The sequence below is a fragment of the Methanorbis rubei genome (genome assembly GCF_032714495.1).
In the GTDB taxonomy this organism is placed as follows: Archaea; Halobacteriota; Methanomicrobia; order Methanomicrobiales; family Methanocorpusculaceae; genus Methanocorpusculum; species Methanocorpusculum rubei.
This window is the reverse complement of sequence record NZ_JAWDKB010000010.1, coordinates 1-23105: the sequence shown is the minus strand read 5'-3', so window position 1 is coordinate 23105 and position 23105 is coordinate 1. Positions and strand designations below refer to the sequence as shown.

At 52.0% G+C, this 23105-nt stretch carries 19 protein-coding genes; 5 read left to right on the top strand and 14 right to left on the bottom strand.

The features are described from left to right. Nucleotides 1-18 precede the first annotated feature (18 nt). Nucleotides 19-3033 carry an MEMAR_RS02690 family S-layer glycoprotein gene (locus tag McpCs1_RS09215; protein WP_338096965.1) on the top strand — a complete coding sequence of 1005 codons (3015 nt, stop codon included), beginning with the start codon at nt 19-21 and terminating at the stop codon, nt 3031-3033. A 160-nt stretch (nt 3034-3193) separates the two neighbouring features. On the opposite strand, the gene McpCs1_RS09210 is transcribed toward McpCs1_RS09215, so the two are convergent. The 12 genes from McpCs1_RS09210 to hmgA all read right to left on the bottom strand — a co-directional run bounded on the left by McpCs1_RS09210 (nt 3194) and on the right by hmgA (nt 15082). Continuing rightward, a complete protein-coding gene (locus tag McpCs1_RS09210; protein WP_338096964.1) occupies nt 3194-3355 on the bottom strand; it encodes a hypothetical protein in 162 nt (53 codons plus the stop codon). A 420-nt stretch (nt 3356-3775) separates the two neighbouring features. After that, nucleotides 3776-4660 (bottom strand): acetylglutamate kinase, encoded by an 885-nt coding sequence (gene argB, locus McpCs1_RS09205; protein ID WP_338096963.1) that lies wholly within the window; start codon nt 4658-4660, stop codon nt 3776-3778. Next, nucleotides 4657-5808 carry a bifunctional ornithine acetyltransferase/N-acetylglutamate synthase gene (argJ, locus tag McpCs1_RS09200; protein ID WP_338096962.1) on the bottom strand — a complete coding sequence of 384 codons (1152 nt, stop codon included), beginning with the start codon at nt 5806-5808 and terminating at the stop codon, nt 4657-4659. Before argJ ends, argB begins: the two co-directional genes overlap by 4 nt. Nucleotides 5809-5853: 45 nt before the next feature. After that, nucleotides 5854-6846 carry an N-acetyl-gamma-glutamyl-phosphate reductase gene (gene argC / locus McpCs1_RS09195; protein ID WP_338096961.1) on the bottom strand — a complete coding sequence of 331 codons (993 nt, stop codon included), beginning with the start codon at nt 6844-6846 and terminating at the stop codon, nt 5854-5856. Nucleotides 6847-6907: 61 nt separating this feature from the next. After that, nucleotides 6908-7888 (bottom strand): ADP-ribosylglycohydrolase family protein, encoded by a 981-nt coding sequence (locus McpCs1_RS09190; RefSeq protein WP_338096960.1) that lies wholly within the window; start codon nt 7886-7888, stop codon nt 6908-6910. A gap of 79 nt (nt 7889-7967) precedes the next feature. Further along, the gene (gene comE, locus McpCs1_RS09185) at nt 7968-9077 is read right to left on the bottom strand and encodes a sulfopyruvate decarboxylase subunit beta (RefSeq protein ID WP_338096958.1); all 1110 of its coding nucleotides are present in this window, start codon (nt 9075-9077) and stop codon (nt 7968-7970) included. Next, a complete protein-coding gene (locus McpCs1_RS09180; RefSeq protein WP_338096957.1) occupies nt 9074-10315 on the bottom strand; it encodes a cysteate synthase in 1242 nt (413 codons plus the stop codon). The genes comE and McpCs1_RS09180 overlap by 4 nt, the downstream gene beginning before the upstream one ends. Nucleotide 10316: 1 nt before the next feature. Further along, nucleotides 10317-11546, bottom strand: a complete 1230-nt coding sequence (locus McpCs1_RS09175) for a methanogenesis marker 16 metalloprotein (RefSeq protein WP_338096956.1) — start codon at nt 11544-11546, stop codon at nt 10317-10319. After that, complete coding sequence (locus McpCs1_RS09170) at nt 11543-12172, bottom strand: (Fe-S)-binding protein (protein ID WP_338096955.1); 630 nt, start codon at nt 12170-12172, stop codon at nt 11543-11545. The genes McpCs1_RS09175 and McpCs1_RS09170 overlap by 4 nt, the downstream gene beginning before the upstream one ends. Before the next feature lies 1 nt (nt 12173). Beyond that, nucleotides 12174-12881, bottom strand: a complete 708-nt coding sequence (locus McpCs1_RS09165; protein WP_338096954.1) for a GTP-binding protein — start codon at nt 12879-12881, stop codon at nt 12174-12176. After that, on the bottom strand, nt 12878-13660 hold the full coding sequence (locus tag McpCs1_RS09160) for an ATP-binding cassette domain-containing protein (protein WP_338096953.1): 783 nt from the start codon (nt 13658-13660) through the stop codon (nt 12878-12880). The genes McpCs1_RS09165 and McpCs1_RS09160 overlap by 4 nt, the downstream gene beginning before the upstream one ends. Nucleotides 13661-13864: 204 nt before the next feature. Next, nucleotides 13865-15082 carry a hydroxymethylglutaryl-CoA reductase (NADPH) gene (hmgA, locus tag McpCs1_RS09155; RefSeq protein ID WP_338096952.1) on the bottom strand — a complete coding sequence of 406 codons (1218 nt, stop codon included), beginning with the start codon at nt 15080-15082 and terminating at the stop codon, nt 13865-13867. Between the two features lie 77 nt (nt 15083-15159). Between hmgA and thiM the strand changes: the two genes are divergently transcribed. Genes thiM through McpCs1_RS09135 form a run of 4 tightly spaced genes read left to right on the top strand, consistent with a single transcriptional unit; the run spans nt 15160 to nt 18154 of the window. Then, nucleotides 15160-15954 (top strand): hydroxyethylthiazole kinase, encoded by a 795-nt coding sequence (gene thiM / locus McpCs1_RS09150; protein ID WP_338096951.1) that lies wholly within the window; start codon nt 15160-15162, stop codon nt 15952-15954. Beyond that, the gene (gene thiE / locus McpCs1_RS09145; RefSeq protein WP_338096950.1) at nt 15955-16584 is read left to right on the top strand and encodes a thiamine phosphate synthase; all 630 of its coding nucleotides are present in this window, start codon (nt 15955-15957) and stop codon (nt 16582-16584) included. Further along, nucleotides 16581-17498 carry a class I SAM-dependent methyltransferase gene (locus McpCs1_RS09140; protein WP_338096949.1) on the top strand — a complete coding sequence of 306 codons (918 nt, stop codon included), beginning with the start codon at nt 16581-16583 and terminating at the stop codon, nt 17496-17498. The genes thiE and McpCs1_RS09140 overlap by 4 nt, the downstream gene beginning before the upstream one ends. After that, a complete protein-coding gene (locus tag McpCs1_RS09135; protein WP_338096948.1) occupies nt 17495-18154 on the top strand; it encodes a phosphoribosylanthranilate isomerase in 660 nt (219 codons plus the stop codon). The genes McpCs1_RS09140 and McpCs1_RS09135 overlap by 4 nt, the downstream gene beginning before the upstream one ends. On the opposite strand, the gene McpCs1_RS09130 is transcribed toward McpCs1_RS09135, so the two are convergent. Together McpCs1_RS09130 and McpCs1_RS09125 are read right to left on the bottom strand one after the other, a co-directional pair. Further along, the gene (locus McpCs1_RS09130; RefSeq protein ID WP_338096947.1) at nt 18141-19466 is read right to left on the bottom strand and encodes a TrpB-like pyridoxal phosphate-dependent enzyme; all 1326 of its coding nucleotides are present in this window, start codon (nt 19464-19466) and stop codon (nt 18141-18143) included. The genes McpCs1_RS09135 and McpCs1_RS09130 overlap by 14 nt on opposite strands. Before the next feature lie 252 nt (nt 19467-19718). Next, complete coding sequence (locus McpCs1_RS09125) at nt 19719-23075, bottom strand: MEMAR_RS02690 family S-layer glycoprotein (RefSeq protein ID WP_338096946.1); 3357 nt, start codon at nt 23073-23075, stop codon at nt 19719-19721. Nucleotides 23076-23105: the final 30 nt, after the last annotated feature.

Below are 23105 nucleotides of genomic sequence, written 5' to 3'. Positions count from 1 at the left end.
ACTTAGGAGGAATTAAATTTGAACAAAAACATGAAAATTATGGCGCTTCTGGCTGTAGTTCTTTCATTCGCACTGTTAATGGGCGCAGCATCTGCGGCAAACACCACGCTTTCCACTGATGCAGTAAATGCTCCACCATTACTCGTGAACAACAGTGGCGATATAAACTACACGATTCAGTATGCGGCATCACTCAATCCGGCACACAACACCAGTGGTAGCTTTGGCTATTTTGCCACTGGCGATGAATTCAAGACAGCTGATGGATTAAACGTCCTCAAAGTTGTTGATGTATCCAATGTTACCATCAATAACACGACGACTGTAGTTGGGGTTTACTCGAAACTGCTTTCGTTCCCCACGACGACCTATCAGCTCAATGTCACTAGTATCAACACAGAGACAACTGATGTATTCGCGGCCAATGATAGCGCTGAAAATACAATGCAGCGGTACCTGTTCGGTAACACAGTAACAGTTCTTAAGTATCCAGATGGATCACTTATGTCTGGCATTACGTTTACCAGTGCAGCAGATTCCTCTGTGAAATTCACTACCAATGCAGATGGTCAGATGACTGGTCTGAGCCCTGGCCTCTATACTGTCAGCATTGCTGGTGGATCCGCATCGGTTTACTTCCAGGTAACTAAGTCCGTATCACCAGTCGGTGCTGATTACGTAACCAGATCTGTCACCTCCAAGTCGGGTGCTGATGTATTCGTCTTTGAGCATATCGTCTTTCAGAATGCGGCACCTGGCACAGTCCAGAAATTGACGAAGTATACCGACGGCATGAACCCGACTGCAGTCAATCAGATCTCTTCTGATTCAAATGGTATCTTCTACCTTACTGAAGCTGTCGTGAACGGTCAGTATGGTGGATATTACTTAGATGCGGCCAATCCGATATCTCAGACAACTGGGCCTGATGTTTACATCTGGTATCCGGAAATCTCCCTTCAGGCAGAGTTAACTACGAACTCTGCTAACGGCATGACCGCAGGCGACTCCATTGACGGACAGACTGTCAACAAAGACACCAACGTCTCCTTCCTGATCAATGCACCGAAAGTCGGTCCGGCATTCTACGATAAAGACAACGCAAGCAACTCTTCCTATGCAAAGATCGTGTTCACCACTCCTGTTGCAGGTAAAACCACTGACTTCGGTGGAAAAGAATTTGGCTCTGTTCAGCTGACTGCATCCCAGACCATCGCAGGTTGGGGCGCAGCAGGTCAGAATGCAGCCGCAGGTACCTACACTGCACAGGCAGAGTACAAAATGCCGAAAGCATTTGCAGACTATGCAAAGAAATCCAACACGATTTCCTTCACCCTGCAGAGCAGCACCCTGACCATCACGGCAGCTAAGGACTCTGTTGTCCGCAGCAACCCGTTCACGGTCACCATCAGCGGCAAAGCACAGACCGTCTATGCAATTTACCTTGAAAATGCAATTGGCACCGAAGTAAACCCAGAACTCCAGCCTTCACAGAATGGATACCAGGGTGCCTTCACGATCGACAACACCCTCGGTAACTCTGTTCCTGTTTACGGCGGAGCATTCTTCAAGACTGATGCAAGCGGTAAGCGTACAATCCAGTACAACACTGCAGCAAACACCGAAGACAAGACCTACACCGTCAAAGTCAATGGTATTGTCGGCACTCCAGTTAACACCTCTGCAGTTCTCGACACCTCTGACTACGACAAAGTCAAAGTCAAGGTTGAGAAGGGAGCAGTAACCATCACCGCATCCGGCGACGGTTCCTACTACATCGGTGACGAGATTAAACTCACCGGTACCAACACCGACAGCAGCAACGTCTACCTGTTCCTTACCGGACAGAACCTCCTTGAGAACGGTATCGTCCTGAAGGACCTGCCGGCCAAGGTTCCTGCATACAATGCAACCAACCCAGTAGCTGTCAAGACCGACAACACCTGGGAGTACAAGTGGGACACCTCACAAATTGCACTCGACACTGGCGCATACACAATCTATGCAACCAGCAGACTTACCAACGGTAAATCATCTACCGCAGTGGGAAATGCAGTCAAACTGTCCGACTCTGAGTATGCAACCATCTCCGTCAACCTGAAGCAGCCGTTCCTGTCTGCAGTTCCGTCTGGAACCGTCATCGCACAGGGCGACAAGCTCTATGTTCGCGGAACCGCAGAAGGCAAACCGAACAACCTGATGCTCTACATCTTCGGTCCGAACTTCTTCGAGGACCACTCCATCACTGTTGAAGATGATGGCAGCTACGAAAAGAAGATTGACATCAGCAGCTCAATGTCCTCCAACCAGTACTTCGTCGTCGTTCAGCACCCGATGTACAACGGCGTCTTTGACGCAGTGCTCGTAAAGGAGCAGAATGGAGACTACCAGTACTTCAAGATTCAGAACGCCACCACCGGCGGATCCCAGCAGGCATCCTTCGTGGTCTGGGGCAACAACAAGCTCCAGGGATCTCAGGCAGCAGATGCTCTGACCAAGATGATCGATGATGCAAACATCGATGATATCTACACCAAGCTCACGTTCACCGTTGCAGCACCGTGGATCAGAATCAACAACCCGGGAGACCAGGCAGTTGGATCCAAGTTCACCGTTACGGGAACAACGAACCTTGCAATTGGCGACCAGATCCTTGTTGAAGTAATGTCCTCATCCTTCACTGCAGTTGACAAGACCTCCACCTCCACCACCTCCGGTGTCTCTCAGACTACCAAGGTCGTTGCAGGCGAAGGCGCTGACAATGCATGGGCTGTCGATGTCGACACCACCAACTGGAAACTTGACGAGTACACCATTAAGGTGAACGGTATCGAAGTCGATGTTACCTCCACGACCAACTTCAACCTTGTTGAGAAAGTCGTAACCCCGACCCCGACCGCAACCGGTGCACAGCCAACCACCACCACTGCAACTGCAACCCCGACCGCAACCCCGTCAACTCCGGGATTCGGCGCATTCATTGCACTTGCAGGTCTTGGTGCAGTAGCACTTCTCGTACTCCGCCGCAACTAAGCAGCGTGAAACAAAAAGAGTGAGAGAAAACTCTTGGGAGAAATCCTGAGGGACACAATCCCTCTTTTCAGAAAAATCTCAGCTCTTTTCGTGCTCAGTCGCACTGCTACAGGATGAATGAAAATATCGTCCTCAACAAAAAATAAAAAAAGAAAATATCCTACTTCGCCAGCAGATGATTTGCCACCTTGATGAACAGGCACTCGCCGGTATCCAGCTCATAAAACGTATCAGCCTTCTTATCGATCTTCGCATCAGCTCTCCAGAACTTGCAGTCCTTCCCCATGCATCGTTCCTGTGTCAGCGGACAAATAATACCCATCTATTCTGAGAGTATTGAACCGAAGTAATAAATCACTTTCGATGCATCGGATTTTATCTATTATCTCTGTGTCGTCCACGGAAAAACGGAGTACACGGAATTTCGATGGAAAAAACATCACGGAACTCAGATCTAAAACGATATCTATCACGAAAAAATTTACTCACGTTGTTACTTGGCAGAATTATTTGGACGATGAAAAAAATAATACGGAAATATTTTTGCGACAATTTTTTTTGAAAAATTTTTGAGAAAAAATCAACTAAATTTTTGTGACATCATATTGAAATGATATTTCCGTGCTGTTCACGTCTGCTCCGTGATGTTTTTTTCCGTGATATTTTCTGTGCTTTCAGATTTTCCGTGGGCTGCAAAACGTGCCGATCCATCTCAAAATATAAAAAAATAAAATGAAAAAAATCAGAGACAGATCATCGACGCCGTGATCATCGTGCCAACCCCGTCATCCGTGAACAGCTCCAGAAGCAGATTGTGTTCTGCATTGCCGTTCACAATATGTGCTCCCTCAACTCCGTGACGGACCGCGATCATACTTGCCTCAAGCTTCGGGATCATGCCGCCGGAGATCGTGCCGTCTGCCATTAAAGCATCCACATTTTTCAGGGTCAGGCGGTGGAACACCTTTGTTCTGTCCTTGTCCATCACGCCGTCCACATCGGTCAGCGAGATCAGCTTGAACGCCTTGAGGGCTACTGCAATCTCGCCTGCCATCGTGTCAGCATTGATGTTCAGATCATTTCCTTTCCGATCGATTGCAAGAGGCGACACCACCGGAATATATCCTGCATCAAGAAGTGTCTCAAGAAGTTTTGAGTTGATCTCGCGGATCTCTCCGACAAACCCGAGGTCAACCTCCTCCTCATGATCGCCAACCTTGATCTTCTTCAGGGGCATCTTCTCCGCAATCACCAGTCCGCCGTCGTTGCCGGATACACCAACACCGCGTGCCCCGTTCTTTGCAATCAGACTCACAATCGCGCTGCTGATCTTTCCGGCTAAAACCATCTGGGCGATCTCAAGCGTCTCCGCATCCGTCACCCGCAGACCGCCGATGAACTTCGGTTCTTTGCCGAGAGCCTGCATCTTCTGCGTGATCTCAGGACCTCCGCCGTGCACGAGCACAACCCGCATGCCGACATAGTGAAGAAGCACTGCATCCTCAATCACCGTGTTCATGATCTTCGGGTCAACCATCGCGTGGCCGCCAAGCTTAATCACAATTGTTTTTCCGTGAAACTTCCGAATGTACGGAAGCGCCTCCATTAACACACTCTGCCGGTTCATGTTGTATACTTCCCGTTAATCTCCACATATTTTTCCGTCAGGTCGCAGCCCCAGGCAACAGCCTCTTTCTTGCCTGACTCAAGGATGATCGTGAACACCACACGTTTTCCTGCCATCGCAGCCTTGGCTTTCACAAGGTCTGCGGTGATCTCTCCCTTGTGCACGAGCTCGGTCTCGCCTTCTCCTTCACCGATCGAAAGAGACAGCTCGTCAATGGCAAACTCAACGCCCGAGTATCCTGCGGCGCAGACAACCCGACCCCAGTTCGGGTCCTCGCCGTAGACTGCACTCTTCACCAGCGGTGAAGTGATGACAGCTTTTGCGATTTTCTCTGCATCCTTTTCGCGGGCAGCTCCGGTGACGCGGACCTCGATCAGTTTTGTCGCTCCTTCGCCGTCGGCTGCAATCTGTTTTGCAAGAGAGATGCAGCACTCTTCGAGAGCTGCGGCAAACTCTTTCTTCGGCACGCGGCCTGCTTCGCCGGTCGCAGTGCAGAAGAGTGAGTCATTGGTACTCTCGTCGCCGTCAACGACGACGCGGTTCAGACTCCGCTGGACTGCGGTCTTCAGATTTTCCTGAAGTTTTTCTGAAGGAACTTCTGCGTCGGTGTAGACGAAGGAGAGCATGGTTCCCATATTTGGTGCAATCATTCCTGAGCCTTTGCAGATACCTGCGATGGTAAACCCTTCGCGCTGGACGAGGGCATGCTTCTGCACGAGATCGGTGGTCATGATTGCTTTTGCGGCGGCGATCTCCGCCTCTGCGGAGTGGGCAAGTTTTCCGGCAACATCAGCACTCTGCCTGCGGATGAGGTCGAGGTCCAGATATCTGCCGATAACTCCGGTACTTGCAACGCCTGTTTCTTTTTCCGAGATACCGAGGGCTTCAGCACCAATCGCTGCCATGGTCTTTGCGTCCTCGTATCCGCGTTTACCTGTGTAGGCATTGGCGCATCCGCTGTTTACGATGACGCCTGCAAGCTTCCCGCGTCTGGTACGTTCAGCCATGAGGTTGACGACAGGTGCACGGACTTTGTTGGTGGTAAAGACTGCGGCTCCTGTTCCGGATGCTTTGATTAGTGCAAGGCCGAATTTTCCTTCTTTTATGCCCCAGGCGCTGACGCCTTCAACAGCACAGATACTTTGCATAGAGACTCCTGTGTATTATATTTGTTCGCGCCATGATGAACCTTGTTAAGGGAACATTCCGGGCATCCGAAGTCCGTCGGTTTCGGCAAATCCGCACATGATGTTCATGTTCTGAACAGCCTGACCGGATGCTCCTTTGACGAGGTTGTCGATTGCAGATACTGCGACCAGTCGGGTTCCGTCAGCTTCGAGCTCGAAGTTGATGTCGCAGAAGTTTGAGCCGCGAACGCCTCCAAGTTTTGCGGTCTGCAATCTGATGAACGGTTCGTTTTTGTAGAATGATTCGTAGCGTTTCTGGACTTCGCCTTCGGTGACCGGTTTTTTGAAGAGGATGTGGGCGGTTGTGATGATGCCGCGGATTGCGGGGAGGAGGTGGGGGGTGAAGTAGATTTTCGCGGATGATTTCAGGAATGCTGCTTCCTGTTTCATCTCCGGCAGGTGTCGGTGGGCTGTTATTTTGTAGGGGGCGATGTTTTCATCGACGTTTGGGTAGTGGGTGGTCTCGGAGACCGAGTCGCCTGCTCCGGACACGCCGCTCTTTGAGTCGTAAATTATTTGCGCAGCAAGGTCTGCGACCGGTGCTGCGGCAAGGGTTGCACCTGTTGGGAAGCAACCGGGATTTGCGACGAAGTCTGCTCCGCGGATGTCTTTTCGATGGAGTTCAGGGATGCCGTACGGGGCTTTGAAGTATGCGGTGTGTTTGACGCCGTAGGTTTTTTCGTAGATGTCCTGCGGGAGCCTGTAGTCAGCACTGAGGTCAACAGTTTTGATGCCGCGCTCTTTGAGGCGCGGGGCATACTGCATTGCGGCAGTGTGGGGGACCGCGAGAAATGCGAAGTCTGCGTCGATTTTGTCGACGGATGGGTTGGTATAGTCGAGGTCGATGAGATTTTTTAAGTGTATGTGGTCTTTGGTTACGGGAGTTCCCGCGAGTTTGCGGGAGGTGGCACAGACGAGGTTTGCCTGTGAGTGTGTCAGAAGCAGTCTGATGAGGTCTCCTCCGGCGTATCCGGATGCGCCGACAATCGCAATATCCATGGATACAGTATGGGACGTGGGAGAGATTAAATTCTGTTGTATTGATGGAAAAAAGAGAATGTTATTCTGGTTCCCAGCCTGAGTCGTAGATACTTTCCGGCTCTTGTGTCGGTTTTTTCTCGGACTTTTTTGGTTCAGGTTTTTTGGGGTTCTGTAGTTTTTCTGCGAGGGTTTCAAACTCTCCTCTTCGTTCAAGACTCGCGAGGAGATCCTGCGGCAGGGCTTCGATGCCGCGGTAGGCTCCAAGGTATGCGCCGCAGATGAGGGTGATGGTGTCTGCGTTGCCGCCGCATGAGGATGCGCAGGCGAGGAGTTCTTCAGGATCGCTAAAGCGGTTGCAGAGGAATAGTGCAACCGGCAGGGTGTGATAGACTGAGGATGAGTTGCCGATTGCTGCCAGAGATTCAGTGATCTGCATGCCGGTTTTTTCGATGCGCACTGCGTTGTTGATTCTTGCGGCAAGGTCAGGGTTCATGTTTTGTGCGGCGGTGATGAGCGCCTGATATGCTTCGCTGGTGCTGCCGGTTTCAATGAGGGTGTTGAGCATGAGGGCAAGACCGATTGTTGCGGCGTGGGCCCCTGGGTGGGTGTGGGTGATGCTGCAGGCTTCAAGAAGTTTGGGCGCCATTTCTTTGCGGTCTTTGTAGGCAAGAGCGAAGGGTACGGCAAGGGAGATACAGCCAGCGCTGTCTGAGTAGACGCCTGAGCCGACAAAGTCGTTGGTGGTCTGCATGCGTTTGCATGCGGCATAGATGGTTCCGTCAGGGTAGCGGAATTTGTTGAGGTTGTGGGTCCGGAGCAGGTCTTTGGCGTATGTTTCCGGATCCCATGATGCGTCAGCAAGAAGGCGGGCTGCTGCAAGCATTATTTGTGAGTCGTCGGTGTACTGGCCTGGCAGGAGGTCATGGTTTGGGTGGCCTTTGTATGCACGTTTGAATCCGAGGGTGACTCCGATGAACCGGCTCACGGTGGTTTCGCCGGGCATTCCAAGGGCGTCGCCGAGTACGGCACCGAGGAGGCATCCCTTGTATTTGTTCAGCATGTATTATTCTATTGGAGGGAAGGGGATTAATGGTTATGGTGTGGGTTTTTTTTGATGTTTTCGGGTTTGTTACACTCTGTCATCTCTGACAAAACTTCATAAACCGGTTCCTGATCTCAGTCGGCGACAGAGAAATATTTGGCGACGATGAATTGCCGGGCCGCAGAGGGACATGCACAAAGGAAACCCCATGCTCCAAAGCATTCCACAACTCTTCAGATGATCCAGCCCGCTCGACTGATGTAATCCCTGCTCCCAAAGCAAGAACGCTCAAGTCCGCAGTCGCATACGCAGGACTGATCTGATTTCCCGTGCTCCCAAACGTTCCGTTATCAAGAGCAACAATCGTCAGATTCGTTGTCCCCGAAGCCGCAACCATCGGCAAAACCGCAGAGCCGAGAAGACTTCCGTCGCCGTCGATCACAATCACTCGCTTCTTCGGACATGCAACCGCACAACCAAGACCGATCGCTGATGCCTGCATGTAGCTGCCCAGCATGTAGAAGTTGCCGTCGCGATCCTTTGTCACATACAGCTCCTTGGACGGAACACCAATATTGGAGACGACAAGCGTCTCCTCATCCGCAAACTCTGTAATCACGCGGATAGCATCCAGCCGCACCATCTGAGGATCAGCGTAGCCTGAGAGTGTAAAACTCTTCGCAGGAACAACACGCCTCGGATACGAAATTTCCACCGACTCTTCAGGTTCCCAGCAGGATGGTTTGATCAGCGCAACAAACGGTGTCCGCATCTCATACGCTCCTTGGATCACCTCACCGAGATTTTTCAGATCCTCAGCATTTGAAAATATCCGGTATGGAATATTATACACATCCAGCATTCTTGGAAGCGGCTCGTTGAACGGAATCTGTGCACAGATTGCCTCGCAGTAGACTCCCCGCCAACTTGCAAGAATCGGCAGCGGCAGATCATATGTCCTGGAAAGCGACATCAACGCATTCATCATATTGCCAAGGCCGGAACTCTGAATCGACATCAACGGTTTTCTTCCACCGAGGTATGCACCCGCACAAATTCCAACGCCATCCTCCTCGCGGGCAAGATCAATCACTGGAAACTTTGTCGGGAGGAGGGCAGTCAGCCGTTTGTTTTTGTCGCACGGAAGCGACGCGACAAGATCAATTCCATGTTCCTCCAAAATTTTGAGAACTATCTCCTCGTTCATAACTCCGGCACCTCATCTGCATTCACCGTGAATGCTACCGGCACCTGAGTGAGCGAAAAATCCTCACGAACTCTTGCGTAACCGCCGCCGGTAATATTCAGCGTAATCGTTGAACTGCGATCAATCGCCCCGCTCTCAACAGCCGAGATCAGGGCCGCTGTTGCAACCGCTGCCGCAGGATCCAGATCGATGCCGCACTCAGCATCAGCGAACAGACGCCCGGCGTCTTTTGCCTCCTCATTTTTGACCGCATACATATCGCCGCCGCAGTACATCATCGCCTCGAACATGCCGCCCGGAATACCATACGGCGGCTCACGGTTCGTCAGAACATGTGCCGACACCTGTCTGATGGCTTCAGCTGCATTCGGCATGTCGGTCTCCAGCACCTGCGACCGTTTCTCTTTCCACGCGTTCACCATTGGGACGAACGGATAATTCTGGGCGAGATGCAGTTTCGGCACTGAACTGCCGAACCGCCCGTCCTCCCAGAGCCTCATCGCCGCCTCCCATGCTGAGATACCTCCGGTGCCTGAACCGATCGCCTGGAAGTAATGGTCCGGCATCCTCCCAATCGTTACCGCAGCATCCAGCATCACGGTCCCCATCCCGTCGCGGCGGGCAACATTTTGTGCTCCGCCTTCCGGAAGAAAACCTACTTTCTCGGTAATCTTATTGGCAACGCCGATGGCATCGGTGTAGTCTCCGCGGACAGCAACCAGTTTGATTTTTTCCGGATCTTTTGGCTCTGCTACGGTCCAGAGATTTTTTGTCGCATCTTCAGGAACTACAATGACGACCGGCGTTTCAAATCTTGCCGCCATTTCGGCAAACGCTCGGCCGGTGTTGCCGGCAGAAGCCACGACCAGAGTCCCTCCACCATTTTCAGAAAGTCGGACGGTGGTTGGCAGAGCTTCCAGTTCCTTGAACGAGCCGGTGGGAACAAGACATTTTCGCTCAGGATAATAGCCGGTAAATGTTATCCAAAGATTCGGCAGCCCGAGTTCGCGGCAGAGCTCTTCGCTCTGAAACGTCACGGACCGCGACTCTGTCGGCAGAACTCCGTGAACCGGCAGCCAGTCAATGTACCGAAAAATTCCCGGAAGTTCGGGCCGGACCGTTAACTGTCTTGCAGAGTATTCGGTCCGCAGCAGTCCTGGGTGTTTACTGCAGGAAAGTGTGTAATGTTCCGGCAGAACTTCGCCGCCGGAGACGCATCTAAGAATATACTCTCCCATCTCAGACACCTCCAAACCGCCACGACCCGGAACGAATTCTGTCGCGAAGAGTGCGTGCCGCAAGCTCTCCACGCACGCGGTCGGACTGCCGGAGAATTATTTTGATTTCTCCGGTACTGGTGTGAAGTGTCCCGCCATTTGCCGAGTACGCGCCCGCGGGACACACCTTCACGCAGGTCAGACAACCCATGCAGGATTTGGTGATGGAGAGATCTTCTCTGATTGCCTCACGCGGGCAGAGGTCCCGGCACCTGTTACACTCGGGTGTTGTGCATTTTTTTGGATCCACGCGGACGCGGGCATCGCCGTTCCATGCATCAGCATAGGTTGCCGCATCAAACGCTGTTCGGTTTGTCACGGCGGCGACCGGAAGTGAAATATTTTCATCGAGGATCGACAGTGCGGCAAGGGCCGCGTCATCAGTCACAGGGATTGCGGTCGCAACCGAAGTGAGGCATTCGCATGCGGTCGGCATCCTGAATCCGCCCATGAGATTTGGATCCATGTTTTTCATGTCGGCAGCTAAGGAAAGATTTGGTTTTGCCGCAGAGCTTCGCGTGCCGGTTCCGAGAATAATTCCCGGAGCTCCGTTGACGAGAGCTCCGGTCCCGGGCGTGTGGAACCTGAGGGTTGGATCATTCTCCAGCGGATTGATCTCACCGCAGCCGGAGAATGTTGCTTCATTCATGTTTCCCTGCATTGGTGTCACAGAAAAAATCGTGGTGATCTCGCTCTCGGAGGGATTGACAAATGCCATATAATTTTTGAACGCACCGCGGGTGACGATCATCCTCGCCGAGGACATCTCATCAATCGTTATTGTTTTGGTGATCGTGCCTGCATCAGTTTCGATTACAGCCTCAACGGATTTTTTTTCGACAAGGTCGGCAAACAGATGGCCGCCTCCGTAACCGGTACGGCTTGATGCAGCTGTTCCATAAACCATCGCATCCACATGACCGTTGCTCTCGTTCGGACAGGGGCCGAGATGTGTAGGAACGCCGTTCAGCGTCATGCTGGTCGCGTGACGAAAGGCTCCCGGCTCTGCCGCCTGAAATGCAATCACTGCTGCGGTCCCTGACATTATCCCAAACGTTCCGCAGGTAACGACATCGACGTCTTCGGGCGTGATCGTTTCGCCTGCACGAATGCGTTTCTTGAGTTCTGATGCGGTGAGTACCACCGCTGTTTTTGCGGCGATTTTTTTATTGATATCCTCTATCGATTTCATAGGATCACAATCCCCTCTACTCTCACATGGATTCCATAGGATTTGTGCATGATCATGTTGACAAGACCGGTATGCGTCCGGTGCATCATGCAGAGTGCGGGAAGAAACGGCATGCGGCACCCGAACTCAGGTTCCTTTCGCACAACGTTTGCCACTCCTTCAAATCCTATCATGTGGTAGTGGCCGAGATCGATTGCATCGCAGTTTATCCGGGCAAACGCTGGACCTACCACATGACCGGTGATGAGGCCTGAGACAGGATCTGCTTCGATCACGCGAATCACATGCTGAACCGGACAGCCTGCTCCGGTCGGTCTTCCGGTGACAATGTCACCGAAAGAGATGTTGAGCCTCTCCACGAGATCGGATCTAAATGGAAGAATTATTTTTCTTGCCGAGGGTTCACCCTCAAACGCAGTGATGATAAAATCATACGGAGTTTCGGTAACGTCCGTCCCTGTATAGCAGCCGCTGTCGCAGACGGGTGAGACTGTCTGCGGTTGTTGTCCAGCATAGTAGGGACATTCACGCAGCAGTTTTTCTCCGATCGCGATCACTGTTGCGAATGATTCGCAGGAGTTCATACCGCAGGCTCCGCAGTTTTTTCCGGGTGGCGTCCAGACCATTTTACTCACCCCGGTAAAGATTGTCTGGCGCTGCAAGCGGTCTGATGACACCGAAGTGTTCCTGCCATCCGGTCTCTTTTTTTCCGATACAGATGGTGCACACGCCAAGCGGCGGGACTCCGCGAAGGGTATCTCTCTCGCTTTCCGCTGGCCGAATTTTTTCGATGACCTGCATGAGATACCGCATGCCGGTTCCCTGCACTGCATTGGTCTCAACGATATCGATATCCGGTGCGACCTGTCGGATTCCTTCGCGGAAGACCTCTTTCTCCGCCTGAGAGACGAGATCAATTTTGGTGACAACGGCGACGTCAGCAAGAGCAATCATGGGGGCCATTTTGAGTGGGGCATGCGTGCCTGATACTGCGGACAAAACACAAAGTCCGAGCGAGTTTCTGGTGTACGGTGTGCATCGCAGGCAGAGGCCTGCACTTTCATAGAGGAGGTACTCAGCGCCGATTCCTTCAGCCCAAACGAGGGCGTCACGGATTACCATGATGCCCATATGATCCGGGCACATGTCGCCTGAGTAAACTTTTTTGGTGGGGATGCCAAACTCAGCAGCGAGTTCTTCGTCCTCCCATGCCTGCACGACATCGATCTTGAGATAGGCAACTTTCGCGGCTCCGAGGTTGCGGATGATCTGTTTAACGACCGCAGTTTTTCCGGCACTCGGGGGTCCTGCTATTGCAATCAGCCGGACGTTCATGCGACCTCCAAGGTTGCGAGAATTTCTCCTGAGCGGATGCGTTCCCTGAGCTTCATCAGGTCAGCATCCATGTGTGCGATTCGTGCAAGAGCTTCAGTCTCTTCATCTTTCGGCGTGAGAATATTTTCAACAGCACCGCATTTCATGACGATGCGTTTTTTGGTGAGGAGGGCAACGTAGGGGTCGTGCGTTACAAAGATGATCGCTTTCTTTTTTTCGCGGAGAATGTCTATCACGCGATCTTTGAAGATGCCGGCATTCTCCACTTCGTCAAGCAAAATTATCGGCGTGTCGGAGATGAGGACTGCATCTGCGATGAAGAGTGATCGGGTCTGACCGCCGGAGAGCGAACTCATTCGCATCGAGCTCACAATTTTTTCGCCGGTGAACTGGTTTGCGAGATCAACTGCGGAAGTTATGACAGAGTCATCTTTCATTTTTCGTGAGCGGAGATGCATTGCGAGAAACTCTTGGACGGTGAGGTCGGCAAGGCATTTCGTGTTCTGGGTGATCATGGCGATTGGTTTTTTTGCCGGATCGCGAACAAGGTCTTCAGGAGGAGGAACACCATTGACGAGAATTTTTCGTCTGGTGATTGTGTCGCCCCAGGCAAACACTTCGATGTCATTGATGAGTGCGGTTTTTCCAGAACCCGTCGGGCCGACAATTGAGATGGTGTCGCCCGGTCGGATAGTTATCTCGGTGAAGTTTTCCGGTTTTCCTTCACGGGTTGTTCCCGGGAGAATGGTGAGTGTTACTATGGGTGATGAATCGGGCATATTCTTTGTATGGGATTTCAGGGGTCATAATAATTATCCATAATGACATTTTAATTAGTATTTTGATATATTTCCATCGGCATAAAATAGGCTTAAGGTATTTTACAAGATGGAATATGTATGAAATAATTGCCGAAGGAATCTTTCAAAAAATCATCAGGATAAAAAAAGATCTGCGGTGACCGCAAAAAAATATGGGAGAGATTATTTTGATCCGCCGCGGCCAAGCTCCTGATGGGCCTTGGCCAGATGCTGTGCACCAAGAGCACCGAGAAGCGACAGCTCTCCGGCAAGAACGGCGACCGCCACAATCTCGGCAAATGCCTTTGCATTATCTCCGGGATTTTCTCCGCCGCCTGCAACACCAAGTATCGACAGACACGCGTTCTGCGTTGCGATCGTTGTTCCTCCGCCGACCGTTCCCACCTGAAGGGACGGTAGCGAAACCGCAACATAGACACCACCCGGAACTGCGTCCACGGTCGTAATCGCATTGCTGCCCTCAACAACATGTGCAGGGTCCTGACCGCATGCAAGAAATATTGCCGCAATCGCGTTTGCCGCATGGGCATTGAATCCGAGCGACACCGCACGGGCCGAGCCCACCAGATTCTTTCGCATATTCACTTCGGCAAGCGTCTTCGCATCAGTCTTGAACACGGACGCGACCATCTCATCAGGCAGGAACACTCCTGCGGAAACCGACTTGCCCCGACCTTCAATCACATTGATGGCCGACGGCTTCTTGTCGCAGCACATGTTGCCGGACGTTGAAACCATGCGTGCACCGGTCTCCTCCTCGATCAGCTTTGCCGCAGCTTCGGATGCGATCGTCACCATATTCATCCCCATCGCATCCTTGGTGTCAAACTCAAACCGAACAAACACATTCGTTCCCACAACATACGTCGTAAGACCGATCATCTCTCCGTGATGCGTCGTCTCCTCTGCCGCAGTCTTCAGCAGCAGAAGATTATCCTCGGCCCACCTGGCAACTTCGGTCGCATGAGCAACCGAAGTCGCTGCAAAGATTGGTGCCCGCGTCATTCCATCGCGAAGAATGCGAACCTCAGCCCCTCCGGCCTTCGTAATCGCACTGCATCCGCGATTGATCGAAGCGGTCAGTGCCCCTTCCGTTGTTGCGACCGGAAGCCAGAAACTACCTTTCGCATACTCGCCGTTCACCACAACCGGCCCTGCAACGCCGACAGGAATCTGTACACAGCCGATCATATTCTCAATATTTCTCACAACCACGCGATCGATCGGAATCGAGTACGAACCGACCGCCGAGAGATCGGTGGACGTCTCCTCCTCGATATATTTTCTGCGAAGAGAAACCGCCTCGTCTGCGGGCATCAGTTTTTCCAGAGCGTAGAGTTTCAGATCGCCGGAACGGATCTTTGCAAGTTGCTCATCCATAATATATACCATTCGGCACGCACACTAAAACATTTTTCTGAGGTCCTGACCAATACTTATCCTATCAAAGGTGTCCTATGCAGAAATATGCCAAGATTCTTGAATCAGTCAGGACGACATCACCGCTCGTCCACCAGATCACGAATTACGTCACAGTAAACGACTGTGCGAACATCACGCTCTGTATCGGAGCCTCACCGGTTATGTCCCATGCTCCTGAGGATGTTATCGACATGACCAAAATTGCCAGCGCTCTTGTCCTCAATATCGGAACACTTGACCCGAAACAGATTGAAGGCATGCTTGTTGCCGGCAGAGTTGCCGCAGACCGAAACATTCCGATCATTCTCGATCCGGTCGGAGCCGGAGCGACGCCGTACCGCACGAAGACCGCAGAGATGCTGATTGATGAACTGCCGATAACGGTGATCAAAGGAAACGCGGGAGAGATTGGAACTCTTGCAGGAACTGCGGCAACCGTTCGCGGCGTTGACTCAGGAAGTGTTTCCGGCGACAAAAAAATGATCACACAGGAGCTTGCAAAACAGCTCGGGTGCATTGTCATCATGAGCGGGGCAGAGGATATCATCTGCAGCGGCAACCGGACGCTGGGTGTTGCGAACGGCGACCCACTGATGGGCCGGCTCTCCGGTACCGGTTGTATGGCAGCCGCTGTTACCGGAGCATTTGCGGCCGCAGCAACAGATACTGTAAACGGATGTGCTGCTGCGATGGCAGCACTCGGCATTGCCGGTGAGCGGGCAGCAAAAATTGCCTGTGGCCCTGGTTCATTCAAACCTGCGTTCCTTGACGCGGTCGCGGCACTGACCCCTGAAGATCTTGAAAAGTCTGCGAAAATTATCGAGTACTAAATGTACGACCTCTACGTTGTCACTGATGAAGCCCTGTCTCACGGCCTGACGCATGAAGAGATCGCACGCCGTGCCGTGGCAGGGGGAGCAAACATAATCCAGCTGCGGGACAAGGAAAAATCCTCACGCGAACTGTACGAGATTGCCTGCAAAATGAAAGAGATCTGTCGAGGCTATGCACTCTTCATCGTGAACGACCGGGTCGATGTCGCTCTTGCGGCTGGCGCTGACGGTGTGCATCTCGGTCAGAGCGATCTTCCAATTGCTGCGGTCAGAAAACTCTGCCCGAAAAATTTTCTCATCGGCATCTCTGTCGGCAGCGTAGAGGAAGCAAAGGAGGCGGAGGCAGCAGGTGCTGATTATGTTGCGGTGAGTCCGGTGTTTTCAACCTCTTCGAAGTCGGACGCAGGGGCCGGACACGGCATTGCAGTAGTTCGCGATATTTGTTCGTCAGTGATGTGTCCGGTCATCGGCATCGGCGGAATCAACGCAGAAAACACACCCGAATTGATCGCCGCAGGTCTTGACGGTGTCGCCGTCATCTCCGCAGTGGTCAGCGCTCCTGACGTTACCGAAGCCGCACGGGAACTTTCTCTCATTATCAAAACCGCGAAGGAGAACCGGTCATGAAAGAGCAGTGGTGCCTCCGAGTGCCGGTTCGTGACGGCGAGGCTGCACGAAGAAATGCCATCATCGAAGGAGTCGCCGACCGGTCTCTTCGTCCGCGGGTCGAGGACGAATATCTTTTGATCCCGGTCCTCTTCGAGTGCGTTGGAGCGGTGACCGCTGAGTTTGTGGAAAATCAGGCGGTCGAGGAACTTCCCCGCCACGAACAGATTGGCGGCATCGTTGTCCTGCAGGACGATGACACACTCGGTGCTGAAAAAATTCTTGCCGCACGTCCTTCGGCCCACACTGCACTCTTCGCGACCTCGCCGGTCGAAGGCGAGTTCCGCACAAAAACATTCAAGGTTCTTGCTGGTAGCGACACGACCGAAACAATGTATCATGAGTACGGCCGCCGCATGAAAATTGATCTGACGGCCGCGTACTTTTCTGCGCGGCTCGCGAACGAACGTCAGAGAATTTTGTCGCAGATGAAAACGAACGAAAAAATTCTTGACATGTTTGCCGGCGTCGGTCCCTTTCCGGTGATGCTCGGGGAACGTGCGGGCCTTGTGATCGCCAACGATCTCAATCCTGAAGCAGTGCTTCTGATGCAAAAAAATATTCGATTGAATCATCTCACGAATGTGATTCCCATGCTCGGCGATGCAAAAAATCTTGCAGAAATTTTGTCGCCGATGCAGTTTGATCGCATCATCATGAATCTCCCGATGGATGCCGCAGCGTTTCTCTCAGCCGCGGCCCCTCTCACAAAGCCGGGAACGATTGTGCATCTCTACTCGCTGGTAGAGCGAGAGGGCGAACACAACGCAGAAATTTTCCGCGTGTTTCAATATGCAAAAGTTACGGAACGGGTGCTTCGCTCGTACTCGCCGACAAGCTGGCATGCGGTCTACGACATCGAGGTCACGCAATGAAAGTAAAAATCTGCGGGACCGGTTCCCCCGCCGACCTCGCCTGTGCTGTTGCTGCGGGCGCTGATGCCATTGGATTTCTGATGGGAATTACTCACGTGACACAGGACGCGGTCTCCTGCGCTGAAGCAGCATCAATGATCGCAACTTTGCCGCCGTTCATCGAACCGGTCGCGGTCACGCATCTGCAAAAACCAACTGATCTGATTCTCATTGCCCGGGAGTCGCACTGCACAACTTTGCAGATTCAGGACATGGTTTCGCTGGAGGACATTGATGAGGTCAGGTCGGCCCTGCCGTATCTCAGAATAATCAAGGCTGTGCATGTGATGGATGCATCAGCAGTTGATGCGGCGAAGTACTTTGCCGAGGCGGCCGACGCAATTCTTCTTGACACGCGGACTGCCGATCGCATCGGAGGAACCGGCATCGTGCATGACTGGAGTATCAGTGCAAAAATTGTTGAGGAATCACGCGTGCCGGTAATTCTTGCCGGAGGTCTGACGCCGGAAAATGTGGCCGAAGCTGTTCGCCGTGTCCGGCCGTATGCGGTTGATGTTCATACCGGCGTAAAAAAAGATGGTGTGCGAAATGCAGCACGAACCCTGGCGTTTGTTGCAAACGCCAGAGCCGCTGCCCTCGCTCTCACACTTCAATGACTGGATGCTTCGACTTCTTGAGATAGTTGGCATAGCCGACCATGTCCAGCAGTCCGTGACCGGAGAGGTTGAAGACGATGGTCTGCTCTTCATTCTTTTTCTTTGCTTCAAGGGCGAGTTCGATCGCTCCGCGAATCGCATGCGATGACTCCGGCGCCGGAATAATTCCTTCCGTTCTTGCGAAGGTGACCGCTGCCTGGAAGATCTGGTCTTCGTTGTAGGATACAGCATTGATGATCTTTTTGTCGTAGAGTTCGGAGACGAGCGGGTTCATGCCATGGTAGCGGAGTCCTCCTGCGTGGACTGCGTTTGGTGTGAAGTCGTGGCCGAGCGTGTACATTTTGAACAGCGGAGTTATCTCGCCTGAGTCGCCGAAGTCGTAGCGGTACTCGCCTTTGGTAAGGGAGGGAACTTCTGAGGGTTCGACGGCAAGGAAGTTGGTGTCCGTTTTTCCTTTGAGTTTCTTTTCGATCATCGGAAATGCGAATCCTGCGAAGTTGCTTCCTCCGCCGATGCACCCGACCATGTGGTCCGGGACGACATCAATTGCTTCGAGCTGGGCGATGAGTTCCTGACCGATGACGGTCTGGTGCAGGCAGACATGGTTGGCAACACTGCCGAGACTGTACTTGGTTTTGCCGGTCTGATCCTTGACTGCCATCTCAACCGCTTCGGTGATGGCGGTCCCGAGAGTTCCGCCGTAGGACGGATCTTTGGCGAGAACGGATTTTCCGTACTCGGTGATCGGGCTTGGTGATGGATAGACCGTTCCTCCATACGTTTCCATGATGGATCTGCGGAACGGTTTCTGATCGAAGCTGACTTTGACCATGAAGATGATGACGTCGAGGTCGAAGTAGTTGCAGGAGAGGGATAATGCAGATCCCCACTGGCCTGCTCCGGTTTCTGTGGTGAGATGTTCGGTCCCGTCGCGTTTGTTGTAGTAGGCCTGAGCAATGGAGCTGTTGAGTTTGTGGCTGCCGGTTGGGCTTACGTCTTCGCGTTTGAAGTAAATTTTTGCCGGAGTTTTGAGGTACTGCTCAAGATGGTACGCCCGTTGCAAGGGTGTTACTCTGCCGAACTGTGCATAGGCTTCCCGGACCTGATCCGGGATGTCGATGAACCGGTGGGTTGTGTCAAGCTCCTGTTCGACAGATGTTTTACAGAAGACCGGAGCAAGGTCAGCTGCAGTTACCGGTTTCATGGTTGCGGGGTTGAGTATTTCCGGCGAACCGATATCTGCGGCGATGTTATACCATTTTTTGGGGATGTCATCCACCGTAAGGGTCGTGCGACCGTCTTTAGGGAACATAGATCAAGGTGTGGTCTTCGTGCATATAAATTATGTGCATTTCATTTCATTAAAAATCATTGTTGTATAAAAATAGGCGTTGTTGTTTGCTGCTGCGAGGTGAAGCGCGCTGATTGGTGTTTTGTGATACGGGAATTTTTCATCCGGTGATGGGATGAGAAAAGAGCTAAGATTTTTTTTTCTGAAAAGAGGGATTGTTTCCCTCAGGATTTCTCCTGAGAGTTTTCTCTCACTCTTTGTGTTTCACGCTGCTTAGTTGCGGCGGAGTACGAGAAGTGCTACTGCACCAAGTCCTGCAAGTGCAATGAATGCGCCGAATCCCGGAGTTGACGGGGTTGCGGTGGTGGTTGCAGGTGCAGTGGTGGTGGTTGGCTGTGCACTGGTTGCGGTCGGGGTCGGGGTTACGACTTTCTCAACAAGGTTGAAGTCTGCCGTGGTGGTAACATCGACTTCGATACCGTTCACCTTAATGGTGTACTGATCGAGCTTCCAGTTGGTGGTGTCGACATCGACAGACCATGCATTGTCAGCGCCTTCGCCTGCAACGACCTTGGTAGTCTGGGAAACACCGCTGTTCATGTTGGTCTGGCTCTTGTCGGATGCAGTGAACGAGGAAGATACAACTTCAACGAGGATCTGGTCGCCAACTGCAAGGTTGGTCGTTCCTTTTACGGTGAACTTGGATCCAACTGCCTGGTCTCCCGGGTTATTGATTCTGATCCACGGTGCTGCAACGGTGAACGTGAGCTTCGTGTAGATATCATCGATGTTTGCATCATCGATCATCTTGGTCAGAGCATCTGCTGCCTGAGATCCCTGGAGCTTGTTGTTGCCCCAGACCACGAAGGATGCCTGCTGGGATCCACCAGTGGTGGTGTTCTTGATCTGGAAGTACTGGTAGCTCTCGTCTGCGCTCTTCACAAGCTCTGCGTCAAAGACACCATTGTACATCGGGTGCTGAACAACGACGAAGTACTGGTTGGAGGACAGTGAGCTGTCAATATCAAGCTTCTTTTCGTAGCTGCCATCATCTTCAACAGTGATGGTGTGGTCTGCGAAGTAGTTCGGACCGAAGATGAAGAGTTTCAGGTTGCTTGGCTTACCTTCAGCGTTTCCGCGAACGTAGAGCTTGTCACCCTGTGCAACAACAGTTCCGGACGGAATTGCGGACAGGAACGGCTGTTTCAGGTTGACGGAGATAGTTGCATACTCGGAGTCAGAAAGTTTGACTGCGGTAACGTTGTTGTACGTAATCGGATCAGATGACTTACCGTTGGTGAGTCTGCTGGTTGCATAGATAGTGTATGCGCCAGTGTCGAGTGCGATATTCGAGGTATCCCACTTGAACTCCCAGGTGTTGTCAGTCTTAACAGCTACCGGGCTGGTTGCCATGTATGCTGCAGTCTTGTTCGGCAGTTCTTTCACGACGATACCGTTCGTAAGAAGGTTCTGTCCGGTAAGGAACAGGTAGACGAGGCTGCTGTCGGTGTTGGTACCGGAGAGTTTAATCTCGTCGCCGATGTAGTAGGAACCGTCGCCGGATGCGGTGATGGTTACTGCTCCTTTCTCGACTTTGACCTTTACAGAGTCGTAGTCAGAGGTAGCGGTGTAGGTTGCTGTTGCATTCGTCCATGCCTCTTCGATTGCATAGACTTTGACCGTGTAGGTCTTGTCTTCGGTGTTTGCTGCAGTGTTATACTGAACAGTGCGTTTACCGGATGCATCAGTCTCGAAGTAAGCATAGCTTCCTACGATGTTTGCAGAGGTTGCGTCAACAACGGTGTTTCTGCCTACCGGGATGTTGGTATCAGTAACAGTCGACTTCATACCAGACTGTGCCGGCTGGAGAGTCGGGTTGACGTCAGATGCGGATGCTCCATCAAGATAGACGAAGTAGAGTTTCTTGCTGTCACCCTGGATGTTCACGGTGAACGGATTGCTGCGAACGACGGAGTCCTTTGCAGCGGACAGAACAAGAGATGTGCTCTGCAGCGTGAAGCTGACGGTGTTGGTCTTCTTGGCGTTGTCTGCAAAGCCTTTCGGCGAGCTGAACTCAGCCTGTGCAGTCCAGACACCTGCAGTTGCATTATCACCAGCAATGACGCCAGTGCCAAGTGCGATGGTCTGAACCGTGCTCAAGGAGATGCCTGCGAAGTTTGCTCCACCAAAGGTGGTGGTCTTACCTGCTGCCGGAGTGGTAAAGACGATCTTTACCTGAGCAATGTTTGCCGGACCGACATTCGGTGCTTCGATGAGGAAGGACACTTCAGTGTTCTTGTTGATGGTCTTGCCGTCAACAGAGTCGCCGGAGGTTGCACCGTAGTCACCGGTGGTCAGCTCTGCTTTCAGAGAGATTTCCGGATACCAGATGGTGACGTAGTTTGATGCAGTGTTTGCTTCGACGTACCATGCACCATAGTGACCGTTGACGGATGCTTCAAGAAGCTTGAAGGTTCCAATGCTGTCTTCAGCATCCATGGTTGCGATCAGGGTGGGGGTGGCGTCTGAAGAGAAGAAGTACAGTTTGCTAACTGGTGCTGTACCATTCATAACTCTGACGTTCTCATACACGAAGGCAGAGTCATGCGTCTGAGCATTGACGGATCTGTCGCCGTCTTTTGCCACTACAGTTCCAGTCTGAATCACTACGCCGCCACTAGTAATTGTAACATCATAGGATTCAGCGTCTGTGTATGTGGTAGGGCCTATCGAATTGACACCTGCTACGAGCGTTGCACTCACATTTTTGCCGTTGCCGAAATTAACTGTAACGGATTTTCCAATGAATGATGAGTCAGCATCAACAGTGATGGTAACATTGTAGTTATCGCCAATAATTGCTGTGTCAGGGATGACAATATTCATACCGCCATTACTGGAGACAATCGTGTACATATAACCAGGTGCACCCGCGGGTACGAGTTTAAGGGTTGCTACATATGTTGATTTTCCTGTCGAACCTACCGGATAAGTACGAGAGTCAAAGTAGGTCATATTGGAACCATCGCTCTCCGTTGCGCTGACAAATTCAGTCGTGCCATCAAGTCCGGTGGTAAGAAGTGCCTGGTTCTTGTACGGAACCGTTCCACCAATAATCGTCACCTGGAAACCGAAATCTGTTCCGTTTACCGGGTCTAAGTTTACTTGTGCAGTGGTTCCAACTTTATCAGTAACAGCTGCATCTGGAACACCAACAATCAGGAATGTAGTAGCAACGTCAGTGGTTGCAACTTCGATCGTTGTGGACACATCGGTTACCGGTGTAGTACCAACCTTGGTGAGGTTAACGAACTGAGTCTCAAGGTCGGCGCTGGCGAGGGCAGCCTCTACTGAAAGTATCTCACCAACTTTTCCTGTAAGCACAACACCAATCGGAGTGGTTCCATCGTCTTGGAAGATGGAAACCTCTACATCAGATGTGTCTGTGGGTACTGTGTCATTTACAACTTTAATGTAAATGTTGTTTCCTATGACAGAAGATGCAAGGAAACCTTGGTTTGGCACGTTTCCCAGCGAGTCCGCATAGGTTGTTACCGTATAACCTGCAGATGCTGCTCCTACAAAGAGCGCTGCTGCAAGCAGAACGGCGAGAACGGCCATGATTTTCATGTTTTTGTTCAAATTTAATTCCTCCTAAGT

Coding starts and splice junctions, on each gene's coding strand:
- thiM (WP_338096951.1), top strand. CDS start 15,160: ATGCAGAAATATGCCAAGATTCTTGAATCAGTCAGGACGACATCACCG.
- McpCs1_RS09190 (WP_338096960.1), bottom strand. CDS start 7,888: ATGCTGAACAAATACAAGGGATGCCTCCTCGGTGCCGTACTCGGCGAC.
- thiE (WP_338096950.1), top strand. CDS start 15,955: ATGTACGACCTCTACGTTGTCACTGATGAAGCCCTGTCTCACGGCCTG.
- hmgA (WP_338096952.1), bottom strand. CDS start 15,082: ATGGATGAGCAACTTGCAAAGATCCGTTCCGGCGATCTGAAACTCTAC.
- McpCs1_RS09140 (WP_338096949.1), top strand. CDS start 16,581: ATGAAAGAGCAGTGGTGCCTCCGAGTGCCGGTTCGTGACGGCGAGGCT.
- McpCs1_RS09135 (WP_338096948.1), top strand. CDS start 17,495: ATGAAAGTAAAAATCTGCGGGACCGGTTCCCCCGCCGACCTCGCCTGT.
- argB (WP_338096963.1), bottom strand. CDS start 4,660: ATGAACCGGCAGAGTGTGTTAATGGAGGCGCTTCCGTACATTCGGAAG.
- McpCs1_RS09165 (WP_338096954.1), bottom strand. CDS start 12,881: ATGAACGTCCGGCTGATTGCAATAGCAGGACCCCCGAGTGCCGGAAAA.
- argJ (WP_338096962.1), bottom strand. CDS start 5,808: ATGCAAAGTATCTGTGCTGTTGAAGGCGTCAGCGCCTGGGGCATAAAA.
- comE (WP_338096958.1), bottom strand. CDS start 9,077: ATGAACGAGGAGATAGTTCTCAAAATTTTGGAGGAACATGGAATTGAT.
- McpCs1_RS09210 (WP_338096964.1), bottom strand. CDS start 3,355: ATGGGTATTATTTGTCCGCTGACACAGGAACGATGCATGGGGAAGGAC.
- argC (WP_338096961.1), bottom strand. CDS start 6,846: ATGGATATTGCGATTGTCGGCGCATCCGGATACGCCGGAGGAGACCTC.
- McpCs1_RS09180 (WP_338096957.1), bottom strand. CDS start 10,315: ATGGGAGAGTATATTCTTAGATGCGTCTCCGGCGGCGAAGTTCTGCCG.
- McpCs1_RS09160 (WP_338096953.1), bottom strand. CDS start 13,660: ATGCCCGATTCATCACCCATAGTAACACTCACCATTCTCCCGGGAACA.
- McpCs1_RS09125 (WP_338096946.1), bottom strand. CDS start 23,075: ATGAAAATCATGGCCGTTCTCGCCGTTCTGCTTGCAGCAGCGCTCTTT.
- McpCs1_RS09175 (WP_338096956.1), bottom strand. CDS start 11,546: ATGAAATCGATAGAGGATATCAATAAAAAAATCGCCGCAAAAACAGCG.
- McpCs1_RS09170 (WP_338096955.1), bottom strand. CDS start 12,172: ATGGTCTGGACGCCACCCGGAAAAAACTGCGGAGCCTGCGGTATGAAC.
- McpCs1_RS09130 (WP_338096947.1), bottom strand. CDS start 19,466: ATGTTCCCTAAAGACGGTCGCACGACCCTTACGGTGGATGACATCCCC.